Annotated in this window: 11 protein-coding genes; 5 read left to right on the top strand and 6 right to left on the bottom strand. The window is 63.8% G+C overall.

Translation table 11 applies throughout. The annotated features are described in order from the left end of the window. Window positions 1-77 precede the first annotated feature (77 nt). The 3 genes from DDE75_RS11775 to DDE75_RS11765 all read right to left on the bottom strand — a co-directional run bounded on the left by DDE75_RS11775 (window position 78) and on the right by DDE75_RS11765 (window position 4,386). Window positions 78-791, bottom strand: a complete 714-nt coding sequence (locus DDE75_RS11775; protein ID WP_108502579.1) for a hypothetical protein — start codon at window positions 789-791, stop codon at window positions 78-80. After that, window positions 788-1,657 carry a CsgG/HfaB family protein gene (locus tag DDE75_RS11770; protein WP_108502578.1) on the bottom strand — a complete coding sequence of 290 codons (870 nt, stop codon included), beginning with the start codon at window positions 1,655-1,657 and terminating at the stop codon, window positions 788-790. The genes DDE75_RS11775 and DDE75_RS11770 overlap by 4 nt, the downstream gene beginning before the upstream one ends. A gap of 230 nt (window positions 1,658-1,887) precedes the next feature. Then, window positions 1,888-4,386 (bottom strand): hybrid sensor histidine kinase/response regulator, encoded by a 2,499-nt coding sequence (locus DDE75_RS11765; protein WP_162799011.1) that lies wholly within the window; start codon window positions 4,384-4,386, stop codon window positions 1,888-1,890. A gap of 302 nt (window positions 4,387-4,688) precedes the next feature. On the opposite strand from DDE75_RS11765, the gene DDE75_RS11760 reads away from it, so the two are divergent. Further along, window positions 4,689-5,309 (top strand): response regulator transcription factor, encoded by a 621-nt coding sequence (locus tag DDE75_RS11760; RefSeq protein ID WP_108502576.1) that lies wholly within the window; start codon window positions 4,689-4,691, stop codon window positions 5,307-5,309. Window positions 5,310-5,336: 27 nt separating this feature from the next. Here DDE75_RS11760 and DDE75_RS11755 read toward each other — a convergent pair whose 3' ends face one another. Continuing rightward, window positions 5,337-6,008: an IclR family transcriptional regulator gene (locus tag DDE75_RS11755; RefSeq protein WP_211659337.1), complete on the bottom strand. Its 672-nt coding sequence runs from the start codon at window positions 6,006-6,008 to the stop codon at window positions 5,337-5,339. Between the two features lie 203 nt (window positions 6,009-6,211). Here DDE75_RS11755 and DDE75_RS11750 point away from each other — a divergent pair, with 203 nt between their 5' ends. Together DDE75_RS11750 and DDE75_RS11745 are read left to right on the top strand one after the other, a co-directional pair. Then, entirely contained in the window at window positions 6,212-7,027 is an 816-nt protein-coding gene (locus DDE75_RS11750) for an SDR family oxidoreductase (RefSeq protein WP_108502574.1), read from the top strand. Beyond that, a complete protein-coding gene (locus DDE75_RS11745; RefSeq protein WP_108502573.1) occupies window positions 7,020-8,249 on the top strand; it encodes an AGE family epimerase/isomerase in 1,230 nt (409 codons plus the stop codon). Before DDE75_RS11750 ends, DDE75_RS11745 begins: the two co-directional genes overlap by 8 nt. Here DDE75_RS11745 and DDE75_RS11740 read toward each other — a convergent pair. Both DDE75_RS11740 and DDE75_RS11735 read right to left on the bottom strand, forming a co-directional pair. Next, window positions 8,243-8,635: a hypothetical protein gene (locus DDE75_RS11740; RefSeq protein ID WP_162799010.1), complete on the bottom strand. Its 393-nt coding sequence runs from the start codon at window positions 8,633-8,635 to the stop codon at window positions 8,243-8,245. The genes DDE75_RS11745 and DDE75_RS11740 overlap by 7 nt on opposite strands. A gap of 61 nt (window positions 8,636-8,696) precedes the next feature. Continuing rightward, on the bottom strand, window positions 8,697-12,041 hold the full coding sequence (locus DDE75_RS11735) for a M10 family metallopeptidase C-terminal domain-containing protein (RefSeq protein WP_108502571.1): 3,345 nt from the start codon (window positions 12,039-12,041) through the stop codon (window positions 8,697-8,699). A gap of 553 nt (window positions 12,042-12,594) precedes the next feature. Here DDE75_RS11735 and DDE75_RS11730 point away from each other — a divergent pair. Further along, on the top strand, window positions 12,595-12,855 hold the full coding sequence (locus DDE75_RS11730; RefSeq protein ID WP_108502570.1) for a hypothetical protein: 261 nt from the start codon (window positions 12,595-12,597) through the stop codon (window positions 12,853-12,855). Window positions 12,856-13,782: 927 nt separating this feature from the next. Continuing rightward, complete coding sequence (locus tag DDE75_RS11725; protein ID WP_245894716.1) at window positions 13,783-14,478, top strand: Hint domain-containing protein; 696 nt, start codon at window positions 13,783-13,785, stop codon at window positions 14,476-14,478. Window positions 14,479-14,595: the final 117 nt, after the last annotated feature.

Raw genomic sequence — 14,595 nt, 5'->3', positions numbered from 1 at the left:
GGTCCGGATTGCGTGGCCGGACCGCCTATCCCGATGCGGTGGTTTTGGAAAGCGGATCCCCCGCATGGGGAATGCGCTTAGTTGATGCCGTCGATCGTCACGCCGATGTTGTTGCCGATCGAGGTCGCAACCGAGGAAACGGCCGGATCGACCAGCGTCCCCAGGTCGTTGACATCGGTGAAGCTGACCAGATCGACCGTCGAGGTCGAGGTGCCGACGGCATAGGCGGTCTGGACGTTGTTGCCGATCATGAAGGCATCCTGATCCGAGATCGTGGTCAGATCCGCCGTCAGGTTGTTGGCCACACCCGTCGCGGTGTTGTCGACGGTGGCATTGACGATCGCGTTGGTGGTGGCGGTCGAGGTCAGCAGACCGGGCACCGACACGTCGACCAAGCCACCCGTCAGCCCGGTTCCGACGGCGAGGTTGGCACCGCCGTAAAGCTGCGTGCTGTCGAACTGGGTCGAGACATCCGAGTTGAGCGAGGCGCTGTTGCCCAAGGCGCTGGCGCTGGTATTCACGGCCGCCACATCGTCCAGCGCCAGCCCGCTCAGATTGACGATGTCGTTCGTCACCCCGGTGGTCGAACCGAGGGCGGTGAAATCGCCCAGTGCCGTCTGATCGCTTTCGATCTGTTCCAGACCGGTGGGGGCCACGGTGACATCGCTGACCGCGCCCGTGGTGACATCGGACAGGACGGTCGCGTCCCAGGTCCAGGTGACGCTGTCAAAGGCGAACGCGGGGCTTGCGATGGCCAGGACCAGTGCCGAGATGCTCAGTTGCGTTTTCATGTCTTCTCTCCTGTTGAAGCGTTTGTCGTCCGGGCTTCGGACGGTTGGGGGTATCCCCCCCCGGGTGCGCAGCCTTGCTTCCGTTCGGCTGGCAGCCCGAGACCTTCGGTGAGGATCTGGTAGACGGCCATCTCCACCACCGATCGCACGCCAAGCTGAAGCGGTTCGTTGCGAACCTTGCCGGCGTCGAATTCCACGAATTGGTCGCCGAAGAAGCGGAAGATGCCCGCCTCGCTCTCGACGCCGATGATCTGTTTCTGAAGGCTGGTGACATAGACGGTGCCGAGGCTGGCCATATCCACCAGTCGCAGGTCCAGCCCGACGTTGATGACGGCCACGCGGCGGCTGCCACCGACGCCGGCGACGTAAAGACGTTCGCCGCCGGACTGGATGTTGTAGTTCAGCTCGGTCAGGGCACCCAGCACCAGGAAGTGCGCGGGGGCCACGTCGACCGGACGTGTCGGTTGCTTGATCAGGTCCTGCTGGATCAGCTGCTGTTCGGCCAAGGCGACCCTTGGGTCCAGCCGTTCGGCAAGGTTCACCTGCTTTGTCCTGAACAGGGCGCTGATGACCATTTCCGACACGCCCTGCGACAGCTCGGTGCTGTCGTTGATCAGATCGTAGGCCATCTTGCCCGTCTTGTCGCTTATCTGTCCGACCGCGAAGGTCGGGCGGTTCGGTTTCGGATTGGCGGCCAGGGCCGCCAGGCAGATGCTGTAGGGGGTCACATTGTCGGTGACCGGGGGGCCGACCAGAGGCTGGACCGGCCTGGCTGGTTCTATGGCCTGCGTGCAGGCTCCCAGCAGCAGTGCGGAAATGATCGACGCCGCCGCGCCTTTCCGCCATTTTCCAGTTGAATGTTGCATGTTTCCGCTTCCCTTCGTGCCTTCACGATAGGACGCGACGCCTTCACTTGCGCGTGTGCAGCAGGGTAATCAGGGGACCTTTGGCATAGCGCTGACAGGCTCTCACGCCATCTCTATGCCGATGGATGGGGCGACTGTCCCGATGGAAACGGGTCGGGACAGCCACGGCGATCGGCCCCCCTGTGGGGGGGGGGAATCACCGATGCGAAATCATTGGGGGCAGTTCCGGTTCAGTCCGCCAGTTCGGCTTGCCAGGCGTCGCGGGTCTCTTGCCAGGTCGTGGGCAGATGGTCCAGCAGCTGCCTGGCCCATGCCGCATGGCCCGTCTTGCAGGCTTCCTCGACCGAGGACAGCAGCCCGTGCAGCCGCAGGGCGCCGAACATGCCGCACATGCCTGCCATTTCATGCGCCTTGGCGCGCATGTCATCGGTCGTCTCGGACGTCATCAGCAGGTGCAGATCCGTCTCGACCTGGGTGGTGATCCTGGCGATCCGGTCGGCCAATGCATCGCGCGACAGCAGATCGGTCAGTTGCGACCATTGGTCGGGGTCGATCAGGTCGTCTTCCCCCTTGCGCACTTCCGGCAAAGGGGCAGGGGTATTCGACGTTCGGGGCCCGACGATCTGGCGCAGCGTGTCGTCCAGTCCCGTCATGTCGATGGGCTTGCGAATGAAGCCGGTCATCCCGGCCTTGGTGAACTCCTCTCGTTCACCCGCAAGGGCATGGGCGGTGACCGGAATGATCGGCGTGGTCCTGTTCGGCCCGCCCGCCGAACGGATGGCCCGAGTGGCCTGCATCCCGTTCATCCCGGGCATCGAGATATCCATCAGGATCGCGTCGAACCGCGCGGCTGCGGCGCTTTCGATGGCTTGCGGGCCGCCTTCGGCATAGGCGACCCGGTGTCCCATGCCCAGCAGCATCGCCCCCAGCAGGTCGCGGTTGATGGCATTGTCATCGACGACCAGCAGGTCCAGCGGACGCGTTTCGGCCAAGGGCGCTGCCGGGCCGTCCGATTGTTCCGCCTGATCGCGCGGGATCGTCCTGGCGGGGATCTGGAAATGAAAGCGCGCGCCCTGTCCGGGGGTCGACTCGCAGCCGATCTCACCGCCCATGTTCCGCACCAGGCGGCGCGCGATGCCAAGGCCCAGGCCCGTTCCGCCGGTGCGCCGTTCGTAACGGCTGTCCAGTGACACGAAATCGTCGAAGATCCTGGCGATGTTGGCCTCCGAGATGCCGTCGCCCGTGTCGATCACCTCGAAGCGGGCGTGATCCTGGCCATCCGCCGTCACATAGCCCGCCCGCAGGGTGATCTGTCGCCCCGGCGCGAACTTGATGGCATTGCTCAGAAGGTTCACCAGCACCTGCCGCAAGGCGCGCGCATCGATATCGACCAGCCTGTCGTCCAAGCCCTGTTGGTTCAGGTCGAATTCGATATCGGATGCTGCGGCCAGCGGCTGCATCATGTGGTGGATGTGAAAGGTCAGCTCGGACAGGTCGCAGGCCTCGCGGGGGCGGTCCTGATCCTCGATCTCGCTGCGCTCGATGGCCAGAACGTCGTTGATGTGGTCCAGCAGGATATCCCCCGAGGTCAGCGCCGCCTGCAGATAGCGTCGCTGCTGTTCATCCAGACGGCTGTTGCGCAGAAGCTGCAGCGCCGCCATGACGCCGTTCATGGGGGTGCGCATCTCATGGCTCATCACGGCGAAGAAACGGGATTTTTCGCGATAGGCCTCGACCGCGGCATCGCGGGCCTTCAGCATCTCCTGTTCCTTCTGCCGCTTTTCGGTGATGTCGCGGATGTAGGACACGAACAGCGGCCCCGCCTCGGTCCGCGCCAGGGAAATCGAGATCTCGGCGGGGAAGACGCGCCCGTCGCGGTCCATCATCTCGTATTCGCGGCGGCCCTCGTCGGCGATGCGGGTCTGGTTCGTGCGCCGGAACCGCGCCACGATCGCGCGTTGTTCCTCGCGCAGATGCGGGGGGATCATCAGGTCGATGAAATCGCGGCCCACCGCCTCGTCATGGCCATAGCCGAAGATCTTGGCGGCCGAGCCGTTGTAATCGCGGATGATGCCGTGATCGTCGACGACCATGATCGCATCAAGCGATGCCCGCAGCGTCGTTTCCAGGCGCAACTGCTTGTCACGAGCGTCATCGATGGCGGCGCGCAAGGTGCGGGTCTGACGCGCCAGGCATACCGTCAGCAGCATCATTCCCGCGGTCACCAGCGTGATGGCCGCCGCCAGCATCTCGACCAGGTGGACGATCCGCTCCCGCTCGGACGCGGCGCTGGTCGCGGTCTGGGCGATCGCATCCTGCGCGATCAGCCGGGGCAGGGGGGCGATGGCCGCCAGCTGGCCGGCAAAGCTCGGCAGGCCGTCCGCAAGGGTCGCGTCGTCACCGTCGACCAGCGGGGCCAGCGCGTTCAGCATCTGCCGGATCCTGTCGATATCGGGCGTGTGCCAGTCCGGCCCGTGGCGCCGCTCGGCGATCCTGACGCGGCTGTAGAAGACGTCGAAGCGTTGGCGCAGGGTCTTCAGCGTCGCCGCATCACCCGCCTCGGCACGGTCCAGCGCGCGTTCCAGCTTGAGGAAGTCGACCTCCATCTGGGCATAGAACCACCCCGAGTTGTCGCGCTGCGCGCCGCCCAGATTGCGGATGCTGTCGCTGATGCCGAAGACCAGAAATGCCGCCAGGGCGATCGTCGCCACGATGGGCAATGCCAGCATGGCCTTGTTGCCGCATCGTGATGGGGACTGGCAGGACGGCATATCCGTCTCCTTGGTTGCGGATAGTGTCGCGGACCGGGGATTGCCTTGGTTCATGGTACCCGGCGCTCAAAAACCCTGTTTGCCAGAATATGGCCGGCGCCCAAAACGTGCAGAGGCATATGGCCGCTCTGCGATGGGATAGCCGCCGGGGCATCGGGATAGTTGCGCGTGTTATATTCACTATTCTCTATGTCGGCATGCGGGGATCGGTTAGTTTCGCTGGTACCAAAGTCCCATTTCCCAGTAAGGAGCCGTCGCTCATGACCATGAACATCCTGATCGCCGACGACCATGACATGGTGCGCGAAAGCGTCCGGATGTTTCTTGATGCCGATGGCGGCACGCAGACCGTCCCTGCCGCCAACCTGGACGAGGCGCTTGATCTGATCGACCGCGACGGGCCCTTCGATCTGGTCCTGCTGGATTACACCATGCCGGGAATGCGCGGCCTGCAAGGGTTGGCAAAGGCGATGGTGGCCAATGGTGGAAAGCCGGTCGGCATCATCTCGGGGACGGCGTCGCGATTGGTGGCCGAACAGGCGCTGGATGCAGGGGCCATCGGGTTCCTGCCCAAGACGCTGCCGGTCAAATCGCTGGTCAATGCCGTGCGCTTCATGGCCGCGGGCGAGGTTTATGCCCCGCTGAGCTTCATGACGGGCAGGGACGATCCCTCGCAGTCGGAATTCGATGCCGGTCTGTCGGTGCGGGAAAAGCAGGTTCTGCGCGGGTTGATGGAAGCCCTGTCCAACAAGGAAATTGCCAGCCAGCTTGAGCTGCAGGAGGTGACGGTCAAGCTGCACGTCAAGACCCTCTGCCGCAAGCTGGATGCCCGCAACCGGACCGAGGCCGCGATGATCGCCCGCGACAAGGGCTTTGTCTGACGTCTTCCCGGCGTCCGGCTGCCGCCCCTAGGCATGGTCCGCGATGATCTGATGCATCCGCGCCGCCAGTGACGGAAATAGGTCGGGCGTCAGGCGGTTGCCGGGGGCGGCCACGCCGAAACCGGCCAGCATCTCGCCATCCTCGATCAAGGGCACCGCGACGGCGGCGATGCCGTCGAAGACCCGCTCGTGATCGACGGCATAGCCGTCGCGCGCGATCCGGTCCAATTCGTCCCTGATCCCGGGCGGCACATCAGTGCGGGCACGAAGCGATGCGTTATGGGCCAGGAAAAGCTGGCCGATGGCCGATCCGGTCATGCCGACCCTTTCGCCCGGCTGCGCCGCGACGTGCAGCAGCTTGCGGCTTTCGATGGCATCCAGGAAATAGATCTCATCCCCCGAGGGGACGGCAAGAAAGACCGTCTCTTGCGTGGCGTCATACAGCTTTTTCAGCGTGGGCCGCAGGCGTTCGCGCAGTTGGGCGTCGTTGCCGGCGACCCGCGCGATGTTCAGGATGCGGTCGCCCAGGTGATAGCGCGTATCCCCCTGCCGCCGCCGGACATAGCCAAGCGCCACCAGCGTGTTCAGCAAATTATGCGTCGTGGGCACCGTCAGCGCGGCGGTTTCGGAAATTTCCTTCAGCCGCGCCGATCCCCCCGCACGTGCCAGAATTTCAAGAAGATGGAGTGCGCGGGACACGGATTGGATCATGGTGAGCCTTGGCGATGCTGGAATTTCAGCATCATGGAAATCATTAGCCTTATCAATCGCTTTCCTATCCGCAAAGCAGAATTTTTTAGGGAACCGCGGTGGAAAACCGCCCGTTGGAAAGCCGCAGACACGCAGCGACGTGTCGCGGATACGACGAACGACCCGATGGGCCGAAACCCAAGGAGACCGTGATGAGCGAAGAACTCGATGACCTCTTGCCGCCCGTGGAATACATCACCGACGCCTACAAGGGCGCGGGCAAGCTGACGGACAAGCGCGTGCTGATCACCGGCGGCGACAGCGGCATCGGCCGCGCCGTGGCCCTGCACATGGCCCGCGAAGGCGCCCGCGTCGCCATCCTCTATCACGAGGACGCCGAAAGCGCCGAGGAAACCCGCAAGGGCATAAAGGCCGAGGGCGCCGAGGCGCTGGTCCTGCAGGGCGACACCGGCAGCGCCGAGGATTGCGCGGCCACCGTCGCCGCCGTCGTCAAGGCATGGGGCGGCATCGACGTTCTGGTGAACAACGCGGGCATGCAGAAGCCCTATCACAGCCAGTCCGAGATCTCGGACGCCGACTGGCAGAAGCATTTTGATGTCAACATGAACGGCATCTTCTATACCACCCGCGCCGCGCTGGAGCATATGTCCGAAGGCGCCAGCATCATCAACACCACCTCGGTCAATGCCTTCGTCGGCAATGCCGCGCTGGTGCCCTATACCACGACCAAGGGGGCCATCGTCGCCTATACCCGCGCCCTTGCACTGGAGCTGCTGGATCGTGGCATCCGCGTGAACCAGGTCGCCCCCGGCCCCGTCGCGACCGAGATCCAGCTGGTCTTCAAGGATTTCGACAAGAAGATGCTGAAGGAGATGTCCTCGCCCATGGGTCGCATGGGGCAGCCGCGCGAGCTGGGTCCGGCCTATGTGTTCCTCGCCTGTCAGGACAGCAGCTTCGTGACCGGCCAGACCCTGCATGTGAACGGGGGCATGATTGCCAATGGATGATCCGCACGCCCCCACCGCTTGGGCCGATCGCGCGGACCACGGCGAATGGCTGCGCGCCGAGGGTCGTCGCCTGCTGCACCACTATGCCCGCGCCCGCGTGCCGGGGGGCTTTGCCACGCTTGGCAACGACGGCCTTCTGGTCGACGAGGTGCCGCAGGGCATCATCACCGCGCGCAAGGTCCATTGCTATGGGCTGGCCACGATCATGGGCATCCCCGGCGCCTCGGTGCTGGCCAGCCACGGCATCGACGCTCTGCTGGACGGCCCGCTGCGCGACCATGATGCGGACGGCTGGTTCGCGGATGCCAGCGGACCCTCGCGCAAGAAGGCCTATCTGCATGCCTTCGTGGCGCTTGCCGGGGCGACGGCCACCATGGCCCGCTTGCCGCGCGGTCAGGAACTGATGCAGGCCGCCATCAAGGTCATCGACAGCCATTTCTGGATCGAGGAAGAGGCCTCGATGCAGCCCTCCTTCGCGGCCGATTGGTCCGACCCCGAGGCCTATCGCGGCGCGAATTGCAACATGCACACGACCGAGGCCTGCCTGGCGCTCTCGGATGCCACGGGCGATCCGCGCTGGCTGGACCGCGCCATCGCGCTGGCCCGCCGTTTCTGCCACGACATTCCGGCGGCGAACGACGGCTTGCTGCCGGAACATTTCGCCGCCGACTGGACGCTGCTGCCCCATTACGGCGCCGATCAGCCCACCGACGACACGCGCCCCTTCGGCCTGACGCCGGGGCATCACGCCGAATGGGCGGGACTTGCCCTGAAGGTCGAGGCCGCCTGCCGCAAGGCCGGACGTCCGGCGATGGAATGGCTGCCGACGGATGCGGTCGCGCTGTTCGACCGCGCGGTCGAGCTGGGCTGGGCGCCCGACGGGCAGCCGGGGATGGTCTATACCGTCGGCTTCGACGGCTCGGTCTCGGTTCCGGTGCGGGCCTATTGGGTGCAGGCGGAACTGGCCAATACCGCGCTGATGCTGCACCGCCGCACCGGCAAGCCGCGCTTCGAGGCGGTCTATCGCCAAGCCTGGGACTTCATCGCGGATCGGCTGATCGACCATGACGCGGGCGGCTGGCGGCACGAGGTCGACGCCAGCGGCCACCTCAGCGGCCTCGTCTATCCCACGCGCGAGGATCTCTATCACGATTTCCAAGCCACAGCGACGCCGCTGATCCCGATATCCGCTTCACTGGCGGGCGTGCTGACGGGTCAATAGACGACCTGATGCAGAATGACGGTTGGCTGCTGATCCGTGGCGACGCCCGCGCTGCCTCGGGCCAGCAGCCAGCCGTCCTTGCGCGACATCTGCGCCACGACCTGCAGGGTCGGCGTCATGTCGGGCGCGTCCTGCAGGGGAATATCGACGGCGATCCTGTGATCCTTGCCCGTCCCGATGACCTGCACCTTGGCCTTGGCAAGGCGCGGGTCGTCGGGGCGGGCGGGGTCGCGCAGAAAGACCTCGATCCGGCCCTTGGGCATGGGGCCGCCATCGACCATTTCCAGAACCACGCGCAGGTCGCGGGGTGGCCCACCGGCCGCGGTCAGCATGACGGCGGCCCCTGTGCCCAGCAACAGGACGCGGCGGGTGATCGGCAGGGTCATCTTGGCTCCCTTCGGCATGGCTTGGCGAAGGGGAGCACGGATGCCCCCCTTCTGTCACCTCTCAGGCGATCACGAAGTCGGATGCCGACAGGTTCAGCGAGGCGGAAAGCTGTGCGAACTGGATCGCCGCCATCTCGCCCGTGCCATCGGCATCATAGGACAGCGCGCCGGTGCTGCTGTCATAGATGATGCGGTCGTCGGCATCGAAGGACAGGCCCGCATCGCTGCTGACGAAGACATCCGCCGACAGGGCGCCCGTGCCGCCAAGGTCGGTGAAGATGAAATCATCCAGCAGGATCAGGTCGGCGCCATTGCCGAAATCGGTGATCCGGTCGACGTTGTCATCCCCAAGCGCGGTCGAGAAGCGGAAGCTGTCCGCGCCCGCGTCGCCCGACAGCGTGTCCATGCCAAGCCCGCCATCCAGCAGGTCGGCCCCCGCACCGCCGCGCAGCTTGTCGTCGCCCGCCTCGCCCGGCTGTTCCGGGGCCGGCGGGAAATCGACCGAGACGTTCAGCTTGTATTCCGACCCCTCGGGGATGGTCTCCGACCAGCCGTCGCCGGGGGCGTCGGGCGACCAGCTGCCCTCGACGATGTAATAGGTGCCGGTTTCCTGCGCCACGAAGACGGTGCTGGAATCACGGGTGCTGTTCGACCCGGGATCGCCACCGCCGTCGTCGTTCTGGGCGACGATATTGCCCTCGGCGTCCAGCAGGCGGACCCAGCTGTCGTGGACGCCCGGATCGGCGATGCCGTCGATGTCGATGGTGATGACGGTGCCCGCGGCCAGGTCGATGCTGTAATAGCCGCCCTGGCCGTTGCCCGTGGCATTGACCGTGGTGTGCAGCACCGTGGTCGCGTCGAAGATGTCGGGGTCATCCGCCAGCGAGAAGTTGTCCGAAATGTCGAAGGCCGTCTGGATCGAGTTGTTGCCCGCATCCGCGCCAAGCGTGGCATAGCCGCTGCCCATGCCGGGGCGCGGCACGGCGTTCTCACGGTCGCCGAAATCGCCCAGCAGCGTGTCGTTGCCGGCGCCGCCCTTGATGATGTCGTCGCCGCCCTGTCCGGTCAGGACGTTCGCGCCGTCATCCCCGGTGATGCGGTCCTTGAAGCCCGTCCCCGAGAGGTTCTCGATCGAGATGTAGCGGTCGCCGCCATTGCCGCTGCGGTCCAGCATCAGGCGGATGCCACGGTTCGCGTCAGAGTAATCCGCCGTGTCGTTGCCCGCCCCGCCGTTCAGGATGTCGGACCCGCCGCCACCCGTCAGCGTGTCGTTGCCCGCGCCGCCGATCAGCTCGTTCACGCCACCCGTGCCGATCAGCCGGTCGTCATGGGCCGAGCCGACGACGTTTTCCACATCGACGATGATGTCGTGGCGGATCAGCGTGCCGCGACCCACGATCTGGACCGGGCCGTCAGCCTCGCCGCCATTGGCGGTGCCTGCGGCCAGATCGACGGTGACGCCGGTCTCGCTGTCGGCATAGACGATGGTGTCGTTGCCGTCGCCGCCGTGCAGGTAATCCTGCCCCGCGCCGCCGATCAGCACGTCGTCGCCGCCCTCGCCATAGAGGATGTCGCCGTCGTTGCCGCCGTCCAGCGTGTCGTTGCCGTCGCCGCCGTTGAAGAAGTCGCCGCCGCCGCGACCCCAGAAGTGGTTGTCGTCAGCCGTGCCGATGAAGCGGTCGATGCGGTCGTCGGACCCGATCAGGTTCTCGATCCCATAGAAGGTGTCGCCCGAGGCGGTGCCGCCGCTGGCAACGTTGGTTTCCAGGTTCACGATCAGCTGGAAGGGGCTTTCGTGGCTGTAATCGACCGTGTCGATGCCCGCGCCGCCGATGAAGACGTCGATGCCCTCCTGACCCGACAGCATGTCGTCGCCGTCGCCGCCGTTCAGGATATCGTTGCCTGCCCCGCCGAAGATGGTGTCATTGCCGTCGCCGCCAAACAGCGCGTCACCGCCATCGTCGCTTTCGGTCTGATCCTCCAGCTGGGACACGGGGATGGTGTTGTTGATGTCGCGGCTGGCCAGTGAATCGCGCCCGCCGATGATCAGGTCGTCGCCGCCCATGCCATAGATGGTGTTGCTGCCCGCACCGCCGTCCAGCGTGTCGGCGGTATCCTCGCCGAAGATGATGCTGTCCAGCGTGGTGTCCCCGATGACCGGCGCGGGGCCGTCGTCGGACATGCCCGCCGCCTGCAGCGAGGATTCATCAGCATAGATGATGCGTTCGACATTGGCGATCTTGCGGATGTTCAGGTCGCGCGACAGCAGGACCACCGTGTCGAAGCCGCCGTCCTTTTCCTCGCGCACGATGTCGTCGATGGAATCCACGTAATAGATGTCGTCGCCGCCATAGCCCGCCATGCTGTCGGCGCCTTCGCGACCGTCCAGGATGTTGTTGCCGTCATTCCCGATCAGCACGTCGTCGAACTGGCTGCCGATGCCGTTCTCGATGTAATATTCGGTCGCATCGTCGTTATGGCCCGCATAGATCGAGACGTTGTTGCGGTGCCCGTTCACGCTGGAAAATTCACCGGCGCGCAGGTCAAGGATGGTGCCGGCGGTCGAGCCGGAGAAGTCGATCGTATCCGTGCCGCCCGTGTCGTGGATGACGAAGCCGATGTCGTGCTGCATCCCCGACGAGGTCAGCAGATAGCCGTATTCGCTGCTGCCGAAGCCATAGGTGTTGTCACCGGTGTTCAGGTCGATCTTCTGGAAGGTTCTCACCCCGTCCTCGTCCACGGTCGAGAAGAAGCGGCGGTTGATCGCCTCGATATCGGCCATCAGGGGCGTCACGGCCGACCAGCTGGACCGTTCGCCCACGTCGATGCCGTCGAAATAGGACATGACGCTGTATTGCTGGCGGTCATAGCTCCACGTGGCGTTGTTCAGATAGTTGATCTGCACACCGCCCGGGCCGCTGTAGTTGTAAAGACCGGGGTGGTTCAGCCCGAATTCATGGCCGAATTCATGCACGAAGCTGTCGAAGACATAGCCGCCGATGTCGGTCTTGTTCGGCTCGGTGTCGTGGAACCGCTGGCCGATGCTGACATAGCGGTTGCTGGAAAAGGCGCTGCCGTCGCTTTGCTCGCCCAGCTCGGGGCTGACGACCTCCATCCAGTCGGTCGTGGGGTCGAAGGGGGCGTCATAGACGATCTCGAACGTCATGGGCGTGACCGAGGACCACATGGTCAGCGCGCCAACCGCCGCCGCCTGGTAATCGGGGTGGTCGTTCAGCTCGGACACGTTGATCCGCAGCGGTTCGGCGGCGATGGCGGGCGTCAGGTCGCGGCGCAGCGCACCGACGTAATCGAGGAAGGCTTCGTAATCGTCGCTCTTGCCAAAGGGATCATCGGGCGATTGGTCGTTGATCCACCACTGGTTCTGGGTCTGGCCTGGATTCGGCATGGTTTCTCTTCCCTGTCTTGCAACTGAAGGTAATGACGGCTGCATTTCTTGTTGTCGGCAGAGATCGCCCGCGCGCCCCGCCGCCCTGTCAATTTGCAGATCATGCAACCGTGATCTCCACCTGTCCATGAAAGTTTTCACCGCGATACAGCCAGATTTGCAGCGGGATTACAGTCAGATAGGGAAAGTTAAGATTTTATGTATATTTTTCATGACGGTGACCTTCCCGCATGACTTAAGGTCAACAAGACGTGCCAGAACATCGCGTCGTCACCACTTCAGGTTGATAGGGTGACGTGGGGCGACGCGCCGCTGCGGTCCTGCGGACGTCCGGACGTCCGGACGCCGGATCTTGATATCAGCCGTTTTACAAAATCATGAAGTCTTGCACGGGCATTTCATTTATAAAGTCTGCACAATAACATTAATCGGTTGCCTGTTCTTCGGGCTGCGGAATGCATCCTTGTAGCAGTTCCGAGCCGAGGGCTTACATTGCGAAAGAGAATCGGCAATAATATCGCTGTGTAAATCGTTCAGCTGTCTGGGGGCTTTTATGACCTATGTCCTGATCTATGGCGGCATGCGTCTCGACATGTCCGAGATTGCCTTGCGCGACATGAACCTGCGCCCGGGCCAGCATGTCCCGAACGAGCTTGTCGGCGAATGCATCCGCGCCAGGGCCCGCGCGGTCTGCACGATCAACGCCATGCGCCCGGACCCCGAGGATCTGTCCGAACTGATCGAATGGTCGGGCTGGGACAAGTCGAAGCACCTGGGGGCGGCCGCGGAACAGGACGATTACCTCAGCGATTGATATGCTTGGACATATCTATGCGGCGGAGGTGACGCCCGCACGGTTCGCGACCCGTCGTCGTACCGATCAGGGCTTTGTCATCCGGTGATGTGAGGCCCGGATATGGCCCGCACCGCTGCGGCTGTCAGGCCCGTCATCCTGTCTGGCACTGGCCTGTTCAGCGGATCGGGGCGGCAAGCAGCTTCGGCCTGTCCCGAAATGCATCATATGCAAATACTTGGGCCCAAGATTCAAAAATCTATGCAAGAATAAGTTGTGTTGATGATGACGGATTGAACAGAATCATCCAGATTTTCTTTATGTATAAACATGGAACAGAAATAAATTAATTATTCGCCAAGATTCTAAAAATTTAGCTTCCTGAATCATCGTTAATCAGGCAACGTCGGACCATGAACTCGATGTAAAACGTCTGGAACGGTTCAACGCGCAAAGACCCGCCACAGGGCGCGCGCATATCCATGACACAGTATCGCGTTCTGACCGCCGCCGTTCGGTGCGGTCAGTTTTTGTCAAGGAGGATGCGACATGGCATTCACGTTAGAAAATGTCGGCATGCAGAGGGTGGGTGTCTTGGGCCTTCCTGCCAACAATATCGATTTCAACGGTCAGAACCAGGTGACATACCAGGTCCCATTGAACGTCGGGTCGCTGTTTACGGCTGCCGGAGACGTGCAAGCAACAGACAATGATGCCGACGACTTCATCGAAAGAACCGAAACGATCGGTTTCAATCGTGATGGAGGGCTTGCAAACACACTGTCCGACCCGCTCGTGACGGCCCCCAACCTGACAGGCGCCACGGTTGTCGGTGTCGGCCAGTTGGGTGGCTTGGTCACCGGGTCACTGGTTCAATATCCCGTCATTCTGGTCAGGGGAACTTCCGGCGGAACCTTTCTGATCTACCCGGACGGAGCACCCGGCTTGTTGACCCAGATCACTGGCACCGTGAACGCGACGCTGACGCTTTACGCGGATGCCACTGTGGACCAAAGCGGGGTGTTCGTTCCCTGTTTCACGCGCGGAACCATGATCACCACCGACCGCGGTCAGGTGGCCGTCGAGGATCTGCAACAGGGCGACATGGTCTGGACCGCCGACAACGGCATGCAGCCCATCCGCTGGATCGGCAGCCGCGTCGTCGGGTCGGTCGAACTGAACCTGACGCCCGAACTGCGCCCGATCCGCATTCGCCGCGGGGCCTTGGGGGCGAACACCCCCGAACGTGACCTGACGGTTTCGCCGCAGCACCGCGTCCTTGTCCGCTCGGGCATCGCGCAGAAGATGTTCGGCACGGACGAGGTCCTGGTTGCGGCCAAGCAACTGTGCCAGCTGGACGGCATTGACATCGTTCGTGACGACGCCGAGGTGGAATATTTCCACATGCTGTTCGAACGCCACGAGGTTGTCCTGTCGGATGGTGCGCTGACCGAAACGCTGTTCACCGGACCCGAGGCGCTTCGTTCGATCGGTGCCGCCGCGCTCGAGGAGGTCTTCGCCCTGTTCCCCGAACTGCGCGACATGGACTACACGGCGGTCTCGGCGCGTCCGCTGGCCTCGGGACGGATGGGCCGCAAGCTGGCCGTGCGCCACGCCCGGAACGACAAGCCGCTGGTCATGTGACCGGCCCTGCACCCCGGCACATCGCGTGTCGGGATGCGGGATGTCGATCGTCAGGGGGCGCTGCACCGGGGTGCGGCGCCTTTTTCAACGGCGGGGTTGCGTCGGGATGTCATGCGA

Source organism: Paracoccus indicus (assembly GCF_003056335.1).
Taxonomy (GTDB): Bacteria; Pseudomonadota; Alphaproteobacteria; order Rhodobacterales; family Rhodobacteraceae; genus Paracoccus; species Paracoccus indicus.
This window is presented reverse-complemented; position numbering and strand designations above follow the sequence as displayed.